The organism is Sporomusaceae bacterium ACPt (assembly GCA_041428575.1).
Lineage (GTDB): Bacteria > Bacillota > Negativicutes > Sporomusales > Sporomusaceae > Sporomusa_D > Sporomusa_D carbonis.
The window spans coordinates 3,612,151-3,629,216 of sequence record CP155570.1 but is presented as its reverse complement, the minus strand read 5'-3'; the positions used below and the strand labels follow the sequence as shown (position 1 = coordinate 3,629,216).

Annotated in this window: 17 protein-coding genes and 1 pseudogene; 15 read left to right on the top strand and 3 right to left on the bottom strand. The window is 45.0% G+C overall.

The genetic code is table 11. From position 1 onward, the window contains the following. Positions 1-285 precede the first annotated feature (285 nt). Positions 286-423, top strand: a pseudogene (locus SCACP_RS18590) (N-6 DNA methylase); the annotation flags it as partial. 45 nt (positions 424-468) lie between these two features. On the opposite strand, the gene SCACP_RS18585 reads toward SCACP_RS18590, so the two are convergent. After that, positions 469-918 carry a MarR family winged helix-turn-helix transcriptional regulator gene (locus tag SCACP_RS18585; RefSeq protein ID WP_425058992.1) on the bottom strand — a complete coding sequence of 150 codons (450 nt, stop codon included), beginning with the start codon at positions 916-918 and terminating at the stop codon, positions 469-471. Positions 919-1,161: 243 nt separating this feature from the next. Between SCACP_RS18585 and SCACP_RS18580 the strand changes: the two genes are divergently transcribed. Genes SCACP_RS18580 through SCACP_RS18560 form a run of 5 tightly spaced genes read left to right on the top strand, consistent with a single transcriptional unit; the run spans position 1,162 to position 5,725 of the window. Beyond that, positions 1,162-2,586 carry a non-oxidative hydroxyarylic acid decarboxylases subunit C gene (locus SCACP_RS18580; RefSeq protein ID WP_425058991.1) on the top strand — a complete coding sequence of 475 codons (1,425 nt, stop codon included), beginning with the start codon at positions 1,162-1,164 and terminating at the stop codon, positions 2,584-2,586. Between the two features lie 28 nt (positions 2,587-2,614). Continuing rightward, positions 2,615-2,845 (top strand): non-oxidative hydroxyarylic acid decarboxylases subunit D, encoded by a 231-nt coding sequence (locus tag SCACP_RS18575; RefSeq protein ID WP_425058990.1) that lies wholly within the window; start codon positions 2,615-2,617, stop codon positions 2,843-2,845. A 35-nt stretch (positions 2,846-2,880) separates the two neighbouring features. Then, positions 2,881-4,785 (top strand): aldehyde ferredoxin oxidoreductase family protein, encoded by a 1,905-nt coding sequence (locus SCACP_RS18570; RefSeq protein ID WP_425058989.1) that lies wholly within the window; start codon positions 2,881-2,883, stop codon positions 4,783-4,785. 4 nt (positions 4,786-4,789) lie between these two features. Continuing rightward, positions 4,790-5,074, top strand: coding sequence for a MoaD/ThiS family protein (locus tag SCACP_RS18565; protein ID WP_425058988.1), 285 nt, complete (start codon positions 4,790-4,792; stop codon positions 5,072-5,074). 45 nt (positions 5,075-5,119) lie between these two features. Next, positions 5,120-5,725: a UbiX family flavin prenyltransferase gene (locus SCACP_RS18560; protein ID WP_425058987.1), complete on the top strand. Its 606-nt coding sequence runs from the start codon at positions 5,120-5,122 to the stop codon at positions 5,723-5,725. 126 nt (positions 5,726-5,851) lie between these two features. Here the strand turns inward: SCACP_RS18560 and SCACP_RS18555 are convergent, their stop codons facing one another. Continuing rightward, entirely contained in the window at positions 5,852-6,790 is a 939-nt protein-coding gene (locus SCACP_RS18555) for a LysR family transcriptional regulator (protein WP_425058986.1), read from the bottom strand. A 327-nt stretch (positions 6,791-7,117) separates the two neighbouring features. Here SCACP_RS18555 and SCACP_RS18550 point away from each other — a divergent pair, with 327 nt between their 5' ends. The 3 genes from SCACP_RS18550 (at position 7,118) to SCACP_RS18540 (ending at position 11,207) form a co-directional block, all read left to right on the top strand. Continuing rightward, complete coding sequence (locus tag SCACP_RS18550; RefSeq protein ID WP_425058985.1) at positions 7,118-8,377, top strand: S-layer homology domain-containing protein; 1,260 nt, start codon at positions 7,118-7,120, stop codon at positions 8,375-8,377. 82 nt (positions 8,378-8,459) lie between these two features. Continuing rightward, the gene (locus tag SCACP_RS18545) at positions 8,460-9,566 is read left to right on the top strand and encodes a uroporphyrinogen decarboxylase family protein (RefSeq protein ID WP_425058984.1); all 1,107 of its coding nucleotides are present in this window, start codon (positions 8,460-8,462) and stop codon (positions 9,564-9,566) included. Between the two features lie 339 nt (positions 9,567-9,905). After that, on the top strand, positions 9,906-11,207 hold the full coding sequence (locus SCACP_RS18540; RefSeq protein ID WP_425058983.1) for a methyl-accepting chemotaxis protein: 1,302 nt from the start codon (positions 9,906-9,908) through the stop codon (positions 11,205-11,207). Positions 11,208-11,363: 156 nt separating this feature from the next. On the opposite strand, the gene SCACP_RS18535 is transcribed toward SCACP_RS18540, so the two are convergent. Next, entirely contained in the window at positions 11,364-11,795 is a 432-nt protein-coding gene (locus tag SCACP_RS18535) for a hypothetical protein (RefSeq protein WP_425058982.1), read from the bottom strand. A gap of 335 nt (positions 11,796-12,130) precedes the next feature. Here SCACP_RS18535 and SCACP_RS18530 point away from each other — a divergent pair, with 335 nt between their 5' ends. The 6 genes from SCACP_RS18530 to SCACP_RS18505 all read left to right on the top strand — a co-directional run bounded on the left by SCACP_RS18530 (position 12,131) and on the right by SCACP_RS18505 (position 17,066). Next, entirely contained in the window at positions 12,131-12,265 is a 135-nt protein-coding gene (locus SCACP_RS18530; protein ID WP_425058981.1) for a DeoR family transcriptional regulator, read from the top strand. Continuing rightward, entirely contained in the window at positions 12,243-12,638 is a 396-nt protein-coding gene (locus SCACP_RS18525) for a zinc-binding dehydrogenase (protein WP_425058980.1), read from the top strand. The genes SCACP_RS18530 and SCACP_RS18525 overlap by 23 nt, the downstream gene beginning before the upstream one ends. A gap of 187 nt (positions 12,639-12,825) precedes the next feature. Continuing rightward, the gene (gene ddlA / locus SCACP_RS18520) at positions 12,826-13,932 is read left to right on the top strand and encodes a D-alanine--D-alanine ligase (RefSeq protein ID WP_425058979.1); all 1,107 of its coding nucleotides are present in this window, start codon (positions 12,826-12,828) and stop codon (positions 13,930-13,932) included. A gap of 243 nt (positions 13,933-14,175) precedes the next feature. Further along, on the top strand, positions 14,176-16,023 hold the full coding sequence (locus SCACP_RS18515) for an ATP-binding protein (RefSeq protein ID WP_425058978.1): 1,848 nt from the start codon (positions 14,176-14,178) through the stop codon (positions 16,021-16,023). Then, a complete protein-coding gene (locus tag SCACP_RS18510; protein ID WP_425058977.1) occupies positions 16,010-16,726 on the top strand; it encodes a response regulator transcription factor in 717 nt (238 codons plus the stop codon). The genes SCACP_RS18515 and SCACP_RS18510 overlap by 14 nt, the downstream gene beginning before the upstream one ends. Positions 16,727-16,895: 169 nt before the next feature. Then, entirely contained in the window at positions 16,896-17,066 is a 171-nt protein-coding gene (locus SCACP_RS18505; RefSeq protein WP_425058976.1) for a hypothetical protein, read from the top strand.

The window sequence follows — 17,066 nt, the reverse complement described above, 5'->3', positions numbered from 1 at the left end:
TTTATTGCCATGCGATGCTGCGAAATCGCAAACATTAAAAATATTCCCTTTTAGGACATTAATTATTAATGTAAATTATCAAGCGAAAATCTTCATCAATCGGAAGGTCGGTAAGTTGGCATGCTAATAGCTCTGTAGCTTTTGCCGGCCCAATGGATGATATGCTAATAAAGGCCTAACCCCGTTTTGAATCTGGGTTTAGGCCTTTATTTTATTTCGAAGGAGTCAGAAAGTTGCTGTAGAAGTATATTTAGGAGCATTTTTGAGTAGGGAGTTCCGCCGTCCGGTAAGGGGGATTATGCTTTTGTGCAACATATGTTGCATTCGTTGGCGGAAAATGGCCGCATGGGCGTAGTTTTACCACATGGTGTACTGTTTAAAGGAGCAAGTGAAGCGCGGACTCATCAGCGATTATTGAGATGAATCTGTTGGACGCCGTCGTTAGCTTCAATTTAGACTTAATCGGCTTCATGATTTAGTTTCACGAATAATAGCGGTGATATTCTCGTAAATCTGTAAGAGCGTCTCTCTAAATTTTGCCACGTCTTCAGCGGGAATGCCCTGTAGCGCATTCTCTATCGCTTCTTCCTCCAAGACTGCCAGCTCATCCTGAATACTTCTGCCTTTATCGGTGAGGTAGATTAAAAAGGCCCGCCTATCTTGAGAATCTGTTTGTTTAGTAATAAACCCCTTACGTTCGAGGATATCGATCATTCTGGTGATGATTGTCTGGTTCTTTCCAGCCCGTTCTGACAACTCTTTTTGATTGATGCCGTCTTGCTCTGCTAAGCGATTCAATAAAAACCACTGCTCTGGCGTAATGTCATATGCCCTGAAGCGCGCGGAAAGTAAATGCGATACCTTCAAATCAGTATGGTGGATAATAAAGCCAATTGAGTTCTGATGCCGAAGTTTCATAGATCCTCCCAGCTTTATAGTACATGTTAATTATATATAGATTTGCCGGGTAATGTCCAATAGTTTTAGCGACTATTTTACCTGATAATATCGATAAACAAATGTTTCCTATCTATTCCAATATTTTCTTGACGGAATTATATAACAAGTATATAATTGATATGTATAGTAAATTGTGAATTTTGACAATTGCAAGTGTATGTATATCGGTTGAGGTTAACAAATTTTAAGGGAGGCAAGTGCATGGCATATGCAGATTTGCGCCAGTTTCTGGCTAGGCTGGCAGAGGAAGGGCAGTTGGTGCGAATAACTGAGGAAGTACTGCCTGAGCCGGATATCAGGGCAATTGGCCGTGCAGCCGCTGATATTGGGGAAACCGGTCCGGCAGTAATAGTTGACAATATCAAAGGCTATAAAGGAAAAAAAGTGGTATTAAACGTTCATGGTTCATGGACTAATCATGCGTTAATGTTCAATCTTCCGGCCAATACTTCGATTAAGGATCAATTTTATAAAATAGAAACCCGCTGGGATAACTATCCGGGAGACTTAATATGGACTGAAAACGCCCCCTGTCAAGAGAATATAATTACAGAAAATATTAACCTATATGAAATATTACCATTGTTTCGTATTAATAAAAATGACGGCGGCTTTTATTTTTCCAAAGCCTCGGTAATTAGCAAAGATATTGATGATCCGGACAATATTGATAAATTGAATGTAGGTACCTACCGGGTACAAGTGCAAGGGCCGGATACTTTGGGCATGCAGGCGTTAGTCTTTCATGACCTTGCCACCCACTTGCGCAAGGCTGAGGAAAGAAATCAACCGCTGCCTGTAGCCGTATGTTTAGGGGTGGATCCGGTACTGTCCTTTGCTGCGAGCACACCGCTGGCTTATGACCAGTCAGAATATAAATTTGCCGCAGCACTTAATGGTATTCCCCTGGAGCTTACCAAATGCGTAACTTGCGATTTGGATGTCCCGGCCGGAACCGAATATGTCATTGAGGGAGAAATACTTCCCCGGGAAAGATACCCGGAAGGTCCATTTGGCGAGTTCCCCGGCAGCTATTCAGGGGTTCGCAATCAAGTGAGAATTAAGGTTAAAGCTGTAACTCATCGTAATGACCCAATTTTTGAAAATCTGTATATCGGTAAATCCTGGACTGAGCATGATACTATTGTCGGCCTAAACACCTCCATCCCGCTTTATCGTCAGTTGAAAGACACCATACCGGAAGTGACGGCGGTAAACGCAATGTACCAGCATGGGCTTACCGCCATTGTCGCCACAGGCAACCGGTTTGGAGGCTATGCCAAGTCTGTTGCTTTCCGTTTAGCCTCCACCCCGCACGGTATATCTTATTGTAAAAACATTATATTAGTTGATGCCGATGTTGACCCGTTTAATATGGCACAGGTCATGTGGGCCCTGTCAACCCGCGTTCGCCCCAGTAAAGACGTAATAGTAATTGCCAATACACCGGGAATGCCTTTGGACCCGGCTTCCGAACCACCGGGGATGGGCGGGAAGGTTATTATTGACGCCACAACCCCTGTAGCCCCGGATGAAACTTTACGTGAGGTCCATATGCTTGAAAAAGTTGATAAAGCCGCCTATTATCAGGAAATGATTAACAATCTGCAAAAACAGGTACGCTGAATAATGCCAATGTAAGGGAGGTTCAACAATGAAGTGTGCGCGCTGTTTATGTGACACCGCCGATATTGTAGCCCATGCTCCGGATGGCAGCAATGCCTGGACGGTAGCCTATTGCCGCCGCTGCAATTTTAGCTGGCGTAGTTCGGAAGAAGAGGAGGTAATTAACCCGGAAAAAAGAGATAAGGCATTTCAGTTAGCTGACGTTGACTTGGGAGACTTGCTTATTCCTGTACCCATTCCGCCGCTTGTAAACAAGTAACTCCAAATATCTAATAATATAAGGAGGGTGTCGTAATGAGTTTTCCAGGTGGTTATCAAGGTAAAGTGCTGCGGGTCAATCTGACTGAAAAAACGTTTTCTGAAGAAACTCTCAGCCGGGAAGTAGCCCGTAAGTTTGTCGGTGGAGCCGGATTCGGCATAAAGTACCTTTTTGATGAAGTAGATCCCGGTATTGATGCTTTGTCCCCTGAAAATAAATTGATTTTTGCTTCCGGCCCGCTTTCGGGCACAAGTACTCCTTGTGCCAGCCGCATGGCGATAACCACTAAATCGCCGCTGACAGGAGCAGTCGGCATGAGTCTGACCGGCGGTTATTTCCCGGTGGAGCTGAAGTTTGCGGGGTATGATGTACTAATTATTGAGGGTAAAGCAGATAAGCCTACCTACCTTGCTATTCAACCTGGCAAAGTGGCCTTCCGTTCGGCTGAGCATTTATGGGGTATGAATACTTTCGATACCCAGGAAGTCCTGAAAGGTGAGCTGGTCGATCAGGGCTACCGGATTGCCTGTATCGGCCCGGCAGGAGAAAACTTATCGCGCATTGCCGCAATAATCAATGAACGCCGGGCTGCCGGCCGTAAAGGTGTGGGCGCTGTTATGGGTTCAAAAAACCTTAAGGCTGTGGCTGTACGGGGAAATAAGGCGGTGTCTGTGGCCGACAATACCGCGTTTAATGAAGCAAAAAAAGAAATGCTTAAGTCAATGAAGGATAGCCCGGTTTTGTATAGCGAAATGTCTAATTTGGGCACGCCTATGGTTGTCGAGGCTACCTGCGGTTTGGGGATTTTTCCGGCCAAGAACTGGTCGGCTACCGGTCAGTGGGAGCCTGTACAGGAACTTGGTATTGCCGCCAATAATTCCCGGCGTACCGGACGCGAACATTGTTATATGTGTCCTGTGGCCTGCAGTCAGATGAAGCTGGTGCGTGAGGGCCCATATGCCGGGGCTATGAGTGTGCCTGAGTTTGAATCAATGTATTGTTTTGGCGGACAGACAGGCGTAGATAATATTGACAGTATCATTGCCGCCGACCGGCTTTGCGACGAGCTGGGGCTTGACACCATGTCTGCCGGCGTGACGGTGGGCTTTGCTATGGAACTGTATGAAAAAGGAATTATCACCCAAGAGGAAACCGGCGGCATAGAGCTTAATTTTGGTAATCACCAGGGGATGGTGGCCCTGATAAAGCAGATGGCTTTCCGTCAGGGTTTTGGCGATGTACTGGCTGACGGGGTCAGGCTGGCAGCTAAGAAAATTGGCCGCGGCAGTGAAAAGTATGCCATGCATGTTAAGGGACTGGAATTGCCGGGTTATGATGTGCGCGGCGCGAAAGCGCATGGTCTGGCCTTTGCTACAGCATATACCGGGGCTGACCACAATCGCGGCTATGCTTTTCAGGAAATATTTGGGATACCTATACCCAAAGCCGTTGACCGGTTTGCTATTGAGGGAAAAGGCTGGCTGACTAAATGGAATCAGGATGTTCGGACTGCCACCTGCGACTGCCCGACTATGTGCGCATTTCTACTGGATATGGCTGTACCGGCGACGGCAACTGAGAATAGTGCCAGATTGCTCACGGCGGTGACCGGATTTGCGTTTACGCCGGAAGAAGTTTATCAGGTTGGAGAACGGGTTAACAATCTTGCCCGGGTCTATAATGTCAGAGCGGGCTTTAGCCGGAATGACGACTCCTTGCCAGAACGGATTATGACCGAGCCGCTGGCTGCAGGCGGGTCGAAGGGCAGCTATATAAGCCGGGAAGAACTCAGCACCATGCTTGACGAGTACTATGCCGAGCGCGACTGGACTAAGGACGGCCTGCCCACACCGGAAAAGCTTATTGAGTTAGGATTAGATGAAGCGGTAGCCTTTGTGGCCGGTGAAGTTGAGGCAGCGGCGGCCAAAGAGGGGAACTAGGTTTGTGGCTGTCATTATTGTCAAAGCCGTGTATGAGGTCGCCCGTATTATCGGCGGCTACCGGCAGGAGTTGGAACTGACAGGACCGGCGACAGTAGCGGATGTGCTGGAACTACTGATTGTCCGTTATGGCCGGGAATTGGCAGATAAGCTTCCTGGTGATAACCATGCTCTAAGGCAGACGCTCATCTTTGTCAATGGCCGCAATATCGCTGGGCTTGATGGGTGGCAAACTGTTTTACATGATGGGGACGAACTTTTTATTATGACACCTCTCGGGGGCGGGTAGTAATATAGGAAAAGTAGAAGTGGAAAGTACTATGGAGGATTAGAAATGTTAATACGCACAACCGGCTCTGAAAGAGCAGCGGTGCCGCGACGTCTTGTTGTCGGCATCAGCGGCGCAAGCGGGGCGCCAATTGCCATAGAACTTCTTCAGGAAATGAAAAATTTCCCGGAATGGGAAACACATGTTGTCATTAGTTCTGCGGCTGAATATACAATTAAAAGTGAAACAGACTATTCTCTGGCAGAGGTGCAGGAACTGGCCACCAAGGTTTATTCTCCCCAAGACATTGGCGGTGCCATTGCCAGCGGTACATATAAAACCGACGGGATGGTAGTTGTGCCATGTAGTATGAAAACGCTGGCGGCAATTGCCAACGGCCATGCCGATAACTTGTTAGCACGGGCAGCTGATGTAACAATTAAGGAACAGCGAAAACTGGTATTAGTCACCCGGGAAGCGCCCTTAAGTCCCATTCATTTAAACAACATGCTGACTTTGGCCAGACTGGGCATTGTAATTCTGCCGCCGGTATTGACCTTCTACAATCAGGCGACAACAGTAGCAGACATGGTCCGGCATATTGTTGGCAAGATACTGGGCAACTTCGGGCTGGATATAGCCGGCTTCAAACGTTGGGGCGAAGACCAATGAAACACGATACGAGCCTGCCTGTTGCATATCACTCAAATAGAATAATATTAAAAAGAACAAAAGCTCACGTTTGCTGTTTGCAATCGTGAGTTTCGTTTTTTTCTTGCCAAAAATACCTTCCGGGTACTAAGCATGTTTGCAGCTAGGCATTGGCCAAGTTTTAGCGTTGTTTGGTAGTTGTAGGTTCTCAAGCACTTTTAGAAAAAGTGGGATTGCGGGGTTGCGATGTTCTCTTTTCCAGGTAGCCGTTATATTATTGTAAGCATCTTCGCCCTCCATATCAACTAAGCAAATATTATGGTTAATTAAACCAAACAATGCGGGATCTCTAGAAATAAATGAAATACCGACACCAGCCTCTATTTGCCAGATTACGCTTTCCATCCGCGTCGTTTTACTGATAATATTTGGTACAAATCCTCGACTTTCGCAAAAATTCATGAACCAGTCAAATCCTTCCGGGCACTCATCTTCGGAAAGTAAAATGAAGGGATCTTGAGCTAAAGCCGAAATATCAAGAGAAGTTTTGCCGCTGTAGGGATGGCCATTAGGCAAGAGAAAACATAAGGGAGTTCTATGAATTAACCGCCGCATAAATCCGTTCGATTTACACTCATTTCCCAGAAATACGGTGAAGCCGAGATCTAATTCTTCCCGTTCTAAAGCGTCTTTTATCATTTTAAGGGTAAGTACGCAAATATCTATACTTATTTGAGGGTAAAGAGAACGGAACCTTTTTAGAGCCTGGGGTAGAAATGCACTTTCAATCCCAAAACAGCCGATTTTCAGGCTTCCGCGTATTCCCTGCTGAGCTTGGCGGGTTTTTTCAATAACTTCGGCAACCTGGTTGATCAGGTTTTTGCCTTCTTTTAATAAGGTTTTACCCGCTGCCGTTAATTCAAGTGAACGGTGGTGGCGAATAAACAAATCAACGCCCAGCTCGTCTTCAAGATCGGCAATTTGTCTGCTTAGCGCCGACTGGCCGATGAACAGACGCTTAGCGGCCTCAGTAAAACTCAAATATTGAGCAACAATTACAAAGGAACGCAAATGATGGATATCCACGGTACTCCTCCTCAAGTCGCTACACCCATGTACTTATAATAATAATATAACAGTTTCCAAAACGGTAGGTAGTTCAAGATAAATTACCTATGTTTTTTGGGCATGCTTGCCCGTGATTTTGCGAATTTGACAAAGATGGCATATTCTACTAATATCAGACTTGAAAAACGACTTAGGATTATGTTGATCACGTGCACGAGAGGTTTCATATCCGCTAAGTCAATTAAAATTTCTGAACCGATACAAAATGGGGTTGGAGGTATATAGCCAAATCACTTTTTTGCTTGAGTACTCCGGGTATAAAAAGTATTAGGGAAGGCGGGAAAAATGATGAGAAGAACGTTTATTGCTCTGATTGTGTTAAGTGTTTTTTGTCTTTCCAACGTGGCTTTGGCCGCAGGCGGTACATTTAACGATGTTCCTGAGAAACATTGGGCCTATGAAGCTATCAACAAGCTCAGCAAGGATGGTATAATTGACGGTTATGGGGATAGTATGTTCCGGGGCGATAAGCCGCTTACCCGCTATGAATTCGCCGTATTAATTGACAAAGCATTATCACGATACGACCAAGCCAGCGACGCCGATAAAAAGCTCATTGACAAGCTATCGTCAGAGTTTGCGGCCGAACTGAACCGTATGGAGATCCGGGTGAAAAATCTTGAGGATAAGGCCCCGAAAGTTGCCTTCTCAGGCATGGTTATTGAACGGTATGATTATACAAAAAATCCCGGTCAATTTGCAGTTAATGATCCCCGGCCTGAGTTAGTAGGCATCAAAAATAAAAAAGTGCTTTTCCGGCACCGGGTTGACCTGAATATGATGGCTGATGTGGCGCCAAATATGAAATTTATTGGTAGTCTGTATGCGGAAAACGTTGCCGGAACACATCCTAGTAATACATATGCTTCGTTAGATGTCGGCTATTTAACTGCTGCTAATGTCGGCATGTTCTCTGAAGTCAGTGCCGGCCGGATGGGAGAATTACTGGGCAAAGGTCTGACTTTGTGGAGTCCTTATGTAGATGGAGTGCGTGTCGGTTTTGGTAAGGAAGTAAAAGTCAGGGCGGCAGTTGCCAGCGTATATCCTTTGCAGTACTACTATGGTGATGTGGCTTATGCTGCCAACAAGAACTTGGACTTTACCTACGCCTATTTGCAAGACAAGCATAGTGAAACATATAAGACATCTGCGGTTGGCGCCACTTACAAAACAGATAATGGTTTGGCGTTAAGCGGCGAGTATGGTGACAACAACAGTAACAGCAACTCGAAAAAGGCGTTTTATGTTTCCTTGAAATATAAAAACGTGAATTCTGAGCAAGTCGGTTCGAGTGCGGTGTGGATCATGTATAAAAAGGCTGAACCGGGATTTGACCCATACTCAAATGCTATATTGACCTCAACCTGGAACCAGACCCTCGGCCCAGCCGGCGGCAGGGCTGATGATATCAAGGGATTTGAGTACGGTTTAGCTACAACGATATTTCCTCATGGCGTTTTAGAAGTGAAATACAATCCGTTAAAATCCTATGACGGTAAAACCGATAATACCTACCTTGTTTCTCAACTGACATATACTTTCTAAACAAACGGTAAGTTGTTAACAGGTATGTTGTGATACATGCTTCATGTATCGGACAAAATAACAATGATTAGGAGTGATAGTAATGAAAACAAATCAAGAACTCTATCAAGAGCGTCTAACAAGGTTGAAAAAGGCAATCGCCTTGGAGCAGCCTGACAGAACACCCTTAATCCTCATGATGGACGCATTTTGCGCCCACCACGTGGGAGTAAAGATGTCAGATTTTTGTTCAAGCTTTGACATGGCCAATCAAACCATGCTTAAGTCACTGATCGCACTGGGCGATGCTGACGGGATTAACGCTCCTTTTGCCGCCGCTTCAGTATTCCCCTTGATCTTTATGGCTCATGTCAAGCTTCCCGGACGCGAGCTGCCGGACGATGCTTTGTGGCAGCTTGATGAGAGGGAAGTTATGACTACCGAGGATTATGATACTATCCTGAATAAGGGCTGGGGCCCCTTTATGCGAGATTATCTTGTCAATAGACTTAATTACCCGCTTGATTCCGTCCTGGAAAATTTAGCTAATGTACCCAAACTGGTCAAGAACTTCGAAGATGCCGGTTATGTCGTTTACTCGCCGTTTGTTACTGCAAGTATTACCGAATATCTTGGCGGCGGCCGTTCTATGCCTAAGTTTATGCGGGATTTATTTAAAATGCCGGATAAAGTCGAGGCTGTCTTGGATGTAATCCAGCAGGAAAACCTTGAGATTTTACGCCAGCAGATGCGGGCGGTTAAACCTTTGATCGTGTTTATTTCTCCGGCCCGGGGCGCCAGTGAATTTTTTTCGCCTAAGTTATGGGAGCGTTTTGTTTGGAAATACCTTAAACAGGCAGTTGATGTCATTATTGAAGAGGGTGCTGTTGCCGACATTCATATTGATTCTAACTGGGAACGCGACCTCAATTACTTCACCGTATTTCCCAAGGGAAAATGCGTATTTGAAACAGACGGTGCGACCGATATTTACAAGGTTAAAGAAGTTGTTGGCGACCGTATGTGTATCAAGGGTGATGTTCCTGCTGTTAAGCTGTCGCTTGGTACACCAGACGAGGTTTACAATTACTGCACACGCTTAATTAAGGATATGGGCCCGGGATTCATTCTGTCTTCGGGATGCTCCATACCGCCGAATGCAAAAGTCGAAAATGTAAAAGCTATGATTTCTGCTGTTACCGGTAAATAGTGAATTAGGCGGCAGTGGCGTCTGGTTATTACAAATGACCTGCGGCCGGAGCCGGAATAGAACCGCCTAAATAAAATTATTAGGTTAAAACCCTGGAAGCATTACGCTTCCGGGGTTTTTAGGTCTTGTCACTATTTAAATGATATATCTCACTTCTGCTTCTCTCCCGGGGCTACCTTGCATTTAAAACCACCTCAAGGCTAGTATATAGTTTTAGGAAATAACAATATAACCTCTACTTTTTTTGTAAAATTATGCAGGTAATTGCCACTAACTATCGAAGTAATACTATGTATGGTTTGAGAAAAAAATTTATTTAACTGGAGGTGCCAAACTGTTTTGAGCATCAAAAATAAAATTATTGCGGTTATGCTTTCCTCCTTGCTTGTCACCACCATATTGGTAAGCGCCTTACAACTGTATACCGTATATCAAATGTCCGGACATGATTCAACGCTCAACATGGAAATGCTTAATGGAATTTATTCCGGCATCAAAAGCAGCGCACTTGTGTTGCTTGTCGCCTTGATTATCGTCGGAGTCGGTTCATGGTTTATTATTGGGAGGTTGTTTCGCCCGCTTACTGCCCTGGCTAAGGAGGTATCCCGTTTAGGCCAAGGCGATCTCACCCTGGTCATCGATAATAAATCGCAGGATGAAATTGGTCAGTTGGCCAATGTCATCAACATGACTGTGCAGAGCCTGCGCAGCATTGTCGGCACTGTGCAGAACAATGCGCAGTTAATCTCTTCAGCCAGTGAAGAATTATCCGCTACTACCGATGAAGCGGGCCGGGCGGTTAATCAGGTTGCCCAGACAGCGGCAGAAATAGCTAAAGGCGCGGAAGAAACGGGACGAATGGTACAAGATGCCGCTAATCGAACAGCTGAACTCAGTGAACTTGCCAGCTCGGTGTCCCGGGAAATGCAAGTATTAAACCAAAACGCCCAAGCTATCGGGACTGCTGCGGAAAAAGGTCAGACAGCCATTAATCGGGCAACAGAAGTTATTCAAGGTATTGCCGATACCACTCAAACCAATGCCAACCTGGCTGGTAATCTCAGTACAAAATCCCAGCAAGTCAGGGAAATAGTGGAAATGATCAATGCTATTGCCGGGCAGACCAACCTGCTGGCACTTAATGCTGCCATAGAAGCCGCCAGGGCTGGGGAGCACGGTCGCGGCTTTGCTGTTGTGGCCGAGGAAGTGCGAAAACTCGCGGAACAGTCAGGCCAGGCCTCCGCGCAGATTGGCGCCATTATTCACGAGATGCTTAATGACATCGACAAAGTAGTAAGTGAATCCGGCAAAACAACTACAGCGGTTGCCAACGGAGTTACTACTATTCTTGAAGCCAACACCAGCTTCAATGATATCAACGGGCATATTTCCGCCACAATTAATAAAGTTGCTGTCGTTGCCCAGCTTGCTGACCGGCAGGCCCAGGCTTCTGCGTCTTTGAAAGAAGCGGTGCAAAATGTGGCTGCCGTGACCGAACAATCAGCCGCCGCAACCGAAACAACCGCAGCCAGTGCCGAAGAAGTCAACGCCTCTGTTGAAGAAATCGCTGCCAATGCCAATTCGCTTAACCAGGTAGCTGGCGAACTGCAGGATGCGGTAGCTAAATTCAAACTGGTTTAGTTATAAAGATCAACGGAATATAAAATACCACCTGTCGATAGACAGGCGGTATTTTTTTTACGACACCATGGGTAAAACTAAAAAAACAAGCATAGCATCACCCGTAAGCTGAAATTTCTTTTTCGCACCCAGCTGATTAAGTTAATTACGTGCTATCTATATTTTGACGTCAATAATGGCGGATACACCAACACCTTGTACCCGGCTAAAGTTTATGGGGTTGGTGCTGTCAATAGGCACCAGGGCTTTAACCCGAAAGTCATTGCCGTGAAAGTTGCCTTCGATTTGGATAACTGCTTGGGTTTTATCAACTAAATCCTGCGATCCCGTAACCTGGGCGGCTCCTATGTAACCGTGATTGCCAACGGAAAGGATAGGAACTACCTTAGTGGCGTATTCACTCCCCGCCCCATGTTTAAATGTTAACTGGTTTATGAAATCGTTAAGAGGTGTTGAAAATTTATCTATGAGAATCGATATGCCGCCGACTTTAAAAATATCTCCGAAATTAAAAGCCTGCGATGCGGGAACCGCGATAACTGCCAGCAGCGAAACAAGCAATGTGCCAACCAAAAGCCGTTTTTTCATGTTAAAACCCCTCCGCATTAAATTTAATATTGCTACTATAATTTGATTATATCTCTAAAGTGACTGAGTAGTCAAATGCTAACTTTATGGGTGCCAGTACTTACTATGCTATCGACTGGCACGGAGTTTGCCTGACGGTGTGCCAAGCCGCCGGTCAACAACCGGCCCCAGGGGAAAAAGTCGGTTTTAGGGTTAAAGACGCGTGGATACGTGGATAAACGGGGGTGGGACAGTAGTTAGCGGGGAAGGATTTGTTTGCCTATCTTGATGAAAATATCGAGTAAACGTTTAACGATAGCTTGTAAGAATGGGTAAAAGTGTGACTGGAGAAATTTATGTTCGCCGAAGAACGAAAAACAGAGATTTTGCAACTAGTCAAATCAGGTAAGCCTGTAACGGCAACCAGTCTTAGCCAACGTTTCGGCATTTCTGAATCTACGGTGCGCCGTGATTTACAGGAACTATTTTAGCCGGGGCCGGGCCTATGGGGCTGGGGGCTGCCTCGATTATGCGCTGCACTGTGACCGGCGGCCGGGAATGATTGTGGTTACCGATGTCAATGAAGACAGGCTGGCCAGAGCTCAGGTTATCTTTCCGCCGGCAGAAGCCAAAAAGGCGGGTATTGACCTTATTTTTGTCAATACCCGGGACATCGGGGATGTGCCCAGGTATCTGAAAGATCTCACCGGCGGCACGGGCTTTGACGATGTCCATGTTTATGCCTCCGTAAGAACGGTAGTAGAGCAGGCTGATCAAATCCTGGGGCGGGACGGCTGCCTGAACTTTTTTGCCGGTCCCACCGATACTGCTTTTTCCGGTTTGCTTAACTATGCGGCTGACTGAAAAAAACTTATCAATCCCGCAGTCATGGTTGCCCATATCGGCGGGCTGGGCAGCGCGGCCGAAGCGACTTTGAAATTTATAGCATATTCGTCATAGAAGTTAATCTAATGTCCCGTAATTAGCAGGGATAAATGAGTAAAAGGGGAAATAAACTAAGTTGATAAACATTTAAGGGAGTTGGGGTGTTTTGAAGAAGATTAATGTCGGAATTTTGTTTGGCGGCAGGTCGACTGAGCATGAAGTATCCCTACAGTCGGCAAAGAACATTATCGACGCAATCGATAAAGAAAAATATAATATTACTTTAATTGGGATCGACAAAACAGGGCACTGGTACTTAAACGACAGTTCCCGGTTTCTGCTGAACAGCAATGATCCAAAGTATATTGCGTTACATACAACAGACAAAGATGTTGTTATTGTGCCAGGGGAGGAAAGGCAAAAACTTTTATGTATTTCCGACAGAAGCATAAGCGGCACAATTGATGTAGTGTTTCCGGTATTGCACGGCCCGTATGGTGAAGACGGGACGGTGCAAGGCCTGCTAAAACTGGCCAATATCCCTTTTGTTGGCGCAGGCGTTTTGGGGTCGGCGGTAGGTATGGACAAAGATGTCACCAAGCGTCTCCTAAGAGATGCCGGAATTCCGATAGCTAAATTCTTGGTTTGTCATAAGTGGGACCGGGATAATTTTAACTTTTACGAAATTTCACGGCAACTGGGCCTGCCTCTGTTCGTAAAACCGGCAAATGCGGGATCCTCTGTCGGCGTGAGTAAGGTAAAAAACGAACAACAGTTTATAAAGGCTGTTCAAGAAGCGTTCGAATTTGATACTAAAGTATTAATTGAAGAATTTGTAGAAGGACGGGAAGTCGAGTGCGCGGTTTTGGGTAATGAAAATCCAATTGCTTCAAGTGTAGGAGAGATTATCGCTCAACAAGAGTTTTACTCCTATGAAGCAAAATATATAGATGAGAATGGAGCTATTCTGGAAATTCCGGCCAAGCTCCCTGATGATATCGTGAAAATGATTCAGGAACTGGCGGTCAAGACCTTCAAGGTTCTTTGCTGTGAAGGAATGGCCAGAGTAGATTTCTTCCTTACAAAAGACAATAAGGCAATTGTTAACGAAATTAATACAATTCCCGGTTTCACCAAAATAAGCATGTATCCAAAACTATGGGAAATCAGCGGCATAACCTATGGTGAGCTGATTGATAAACTCATTCAATTGGCCCTTGACAGGCATGCGAGAGAGCAACATTTGAAAACTTCTTACGATAAGACCTTATAAATTGGTTAGTAGAAATAGCAAACAAACAGGCAGTGGGCGGTCTCATCTACCGATAGCGATAATCTTCTTGCGCATTTGCCCTAAAGTGTAAAATATAACAAATAGCTTGACAATGCAGGGATGAGTCAATTAATCTATACGTAGATGTATATACAATAATTTGAAGCCCTCTTATGGCAATAAGCTGTGAGGGGGCTTTCAATCTAATTTTTTAGCTGCCGGGGCAAGCACGGGGGGGGAACTATGAAAAACTTATCGATAAAATTGCACCTATGGATTGCCTTTGTAGTCATGGCCATGATCCCGGTCGTTTTCATCAGTATTTTCCAGATACGGCAGATATATGAAATAATCGTCATGTTCTTGCTCATTCTTTTGCTGGGCTACATCCATGCAATGCGGATAAACAGTACCATCAGGATTCTTGTGGAATATATTCAGAAAGTAATTGGCGAGGGTTATGCGGCGCAGCCGGTCAATTTTCCCAAGTTTGCTCCCAGTGAGTTTCAATTTATGGCCAAAAATTTCTTTGATATGGCTAAGACAATTAGAGAGGGTCAACAAGCTTTACTGGAATTAAATACTGAACTGGAACAACGGGTGGAAGAACGAACCAAAAGCTTATTGCGAATAAACCGTGAGCTTGCCATATTAAACCAGCTGATCACGCCGATTACGCCTTACCCGGGCGGGGCTAAAGTTATTGGGAGATGTCTGAGACAATTCTTCGAGGTATCTGGTGTTAAAGTAAAAATGTATCTGACCAAACCGGTATTTTCCTTACTTGGGCCTTATGAAGACGTTCCGGGCAACGATGATTATGACCATGATGCCGTCCGTGAGAATGCGCACAGGTATTATGTTAAGCCAATCCGCTCAGGTAAAACCACGTTTGGGCACTTTGTGGTGTCTAACTCCCCGCTTACCGAGGCTGACAGGAGATTTTTGGAAATGTTGTCCCATTCTGCCGGGATCATCTTTCAGAATGAAATATTATCGCGGACACTCCAGCAAAATCATGCTGTGGTCAAAGCAGTACTGGAAAGCATGTATGATGCAATTACCATCATTGATAATAAGCGGGAGGTGGTATATGTAAACGGACGTATGGCGGAAATGCTGGGAACATCTAGAGAAAAACTGCGCGGTTTGTCCGAAGATTTGTTATTTGATGCGGTTTCCGGCATTCTCCTTAACGCCGACAAGGAATTCATTAAACAGATTCGGCAAGAATACGGCGCCTATAAGTTAAAAATCAGACTGGCGAATAATCAGGAACGGTTCAAGGTCCTTTCTGCTTTTCCTGTTACCGATGACAAGAATAATACCATTGGTAAAGGATACCTTTGGCGGGATATTACGAAGGAACAAGAAGTCGACAGACTAAAAAGTGATTTGATCTCCCTTGTCTCCCATGAATTCAAAACGCCGATTACCAGTATCAAAGGCAGTGTTGAAACACTTTTACGCCACGATACGCACTGGGATGAAGAATTTAAGCGGGAACTGTTAACCGGAATCCATGAAGATATTGAGCGAATTAAGGAATTAGTTAATGACTGGTTAGACTTGTCCCGGATCGATGCCAAAGCAATCGGTTTAAAACGGGAACCGCTACGTCCGAGTATAGTGGTTGACAGTGCAATTAGAAAGCTTCCTAAGCACTTTGGGAACGGTGTAATCATAGAAAGCACTGTAAACGAAAACCTGCCGCTGATATTTGGCGACCGGGTCCGTTTAGAACAAGTAGTGGCCAATCTCCTCACCAATGCTATCCGTTATAATGACCGTACCCCGCATATAAAAATAACCGCTGATATTGATGAAAAATATGTACACATTGCGGTGGAAGATAACGGTATAGGTATAAGTGCCGAGCATTTGGATAAAGTGTTTGACCGTTTTTACTGCGTTGATGCCGGTTGGGTCAGGCGGACCGGCGGAACCGGCTTAGGTTTGGCTATTTGTAAAGGTATTATTGAAGCTCACGGCGGCAGCATCCGGGCCGAAAGTATTGAAGGCAACGGCAGTGTTTTTACCGTTTCCATACCCAGATACAAGTATGTTGGTGATAAGTATGAAAAAATATAAGATATTAATTGTTGATGATGAACCTAAAATATCGCGGTTTATTTCGGCTAATCTTAAGTCTTTGGATTATGAACCCTATACCTTGTTGAACGGGTCGGAAGCACTGGAGAAATTTGAATCATTGGACCCTGACCTTGTTTTATTAGATATTATGATGCCGGGTCTGGACGGTTTTGAGGTGCTAAAGAGACTGCGGACATTTTCCAATGTACCGGTGATTATCTTAACGGCGCGCGGTGACTCCAATGATAAAGTGCACGGGCTGAATCTGGGGGCAGATGATTATCTCACAAAACCGTTTTCTTTAGATGAGCTGTTTGCCAGAGTTAAGGCTGTTTTACGGCGGTTCGATACCCGGCTAAATCATAATCATACTACAACCGAAATAAAAAACGGCGAGGTAACTATTAACCTGGCCCAGCAGCGAATCTGGATCGGAAACCGGGAGTTAAAGCTTACCGAAACCGAGTATAAATTGTTTTCCCTGCTAATGTTAAATGCGGGTAAAGTCCTAACCCATGAACAACTCCTTAGCGATGTATGGGGAAACGAATATCGTGATGAGGTCGGGTATCTAAGGGTAGCCGTAGCCCGTATACGGCAAAAAATAAAGAACATGGATTTTGATGGAAGTTTCATCGTAACCTATCCTGGGTTAGGATATATGATTTCCGATAGTGAGGAAAGACAGCATTTTCGATAGAAAATGCTGTTTTTTTAATTATTTTTTAATACATATAGTTGTGAATTTTATGCGAATTTAATGAGTTTTGATATAAGATATAAACTATAAGCAATACTTGGTAAGCCGGTTTTAGTAAGGGATTAGGGCGCCAGGGATTACAACTGCCGTTTGAGAAGGAGGCTTAACTATGAATATGTCTCTATGGTGTGAACATGATGAGTTGACTTCAAAGTATACATTCTTGAAGTATTCTTTCCATGACAAAGAGGTACTGCTAAAAGTGCAGACATGGGTGTGTCCGGTATGCGGAATCCACGGCTCGAATACAGAAATAGCCCGGGCAGAGGATAATGCTTAA

Coding starts and splice junctions, on each gene's coding strand:
- SCACP_RS18585 (WP_425058992.1), bottom strand. CDS start 918: ATGAAACTTCGGCATCAGAACTCAATTGGCTTTATTATCCACCATACT.
- SCACP_RS18580 (WP_425058991.1), top strand. CDS start 1,162: ATGGCATATGCAGATTTGCGCCAGTTTCTGGCTAGGCTGGCAGAGGAA.
- SCACP_RS18575 (WP_425058990.1), top strand. CDS start 2,615: ATGAAGTGTGCGCGCTGTTTATGTGACACCGCCGATATTGTAGCCCAT.
- SCACP_RS18570 (WP_425058989.1), top strand. CDS start 2,881: ATGAGTTTTCCAGGTGGTTATCAAGGTAAAGTGCTGCGGGTCAATCTG.
- SCACP_RS18560 (WP_425058987.1), top strand. CDS start 5,120: ATGTTAATACGCACAACCGGCTCTGAAAGAGCAGCGGTGCCGCGACGT.
- SCACP_RS18550 (WP_425058985.1), top strand. CDS start 7,118: ATGATGAGAAGAACGTTTATTGCTCTGATTGTGTTAAGTGTTTTTTGT.
- SCACP_RS18545 (WP_425058984.1), top strand. CDS start 8,460: ATGAAAACAAATCAAGAACTCTATCAAGAGCGTCTAACAAGGTTGAAA.
- SCACP_RS18535 (WP_425058982.1), bottom strand. CDS start 11,795: ATGAAAAAACGGCTTTTGGTTGGCACATTGCTTGTTTCGCTGCTGGCA.
- SCACP_RS18530 (WP_425058981.1), top strand. CDS start 12,131: ATGTTCGCCGAAGAACGAAAAACAGAGATTTTGCAACTAGTCAAATCA.
- SCACP_RS18515 (WP_425058978.1), top strand. CDS start 14,176: ATGAAAAACTTATCGATAAAATTGCACCTATGGATTGCCTTTGTAGTC.
- SCACP_RS18510 (WP_425058977.1), top strand. CDS start 16,010: ATGAAAAAATATAAGATATTAATTGTTGATGATGAACCTAAAATATCG.
- SCACP_RS18505 (WP_425058976.1), top strand. CDS start 16,896: ATGAATATGTCTCTATGGTGTGAACATGATGAGTTGACTTCAAAGTAT.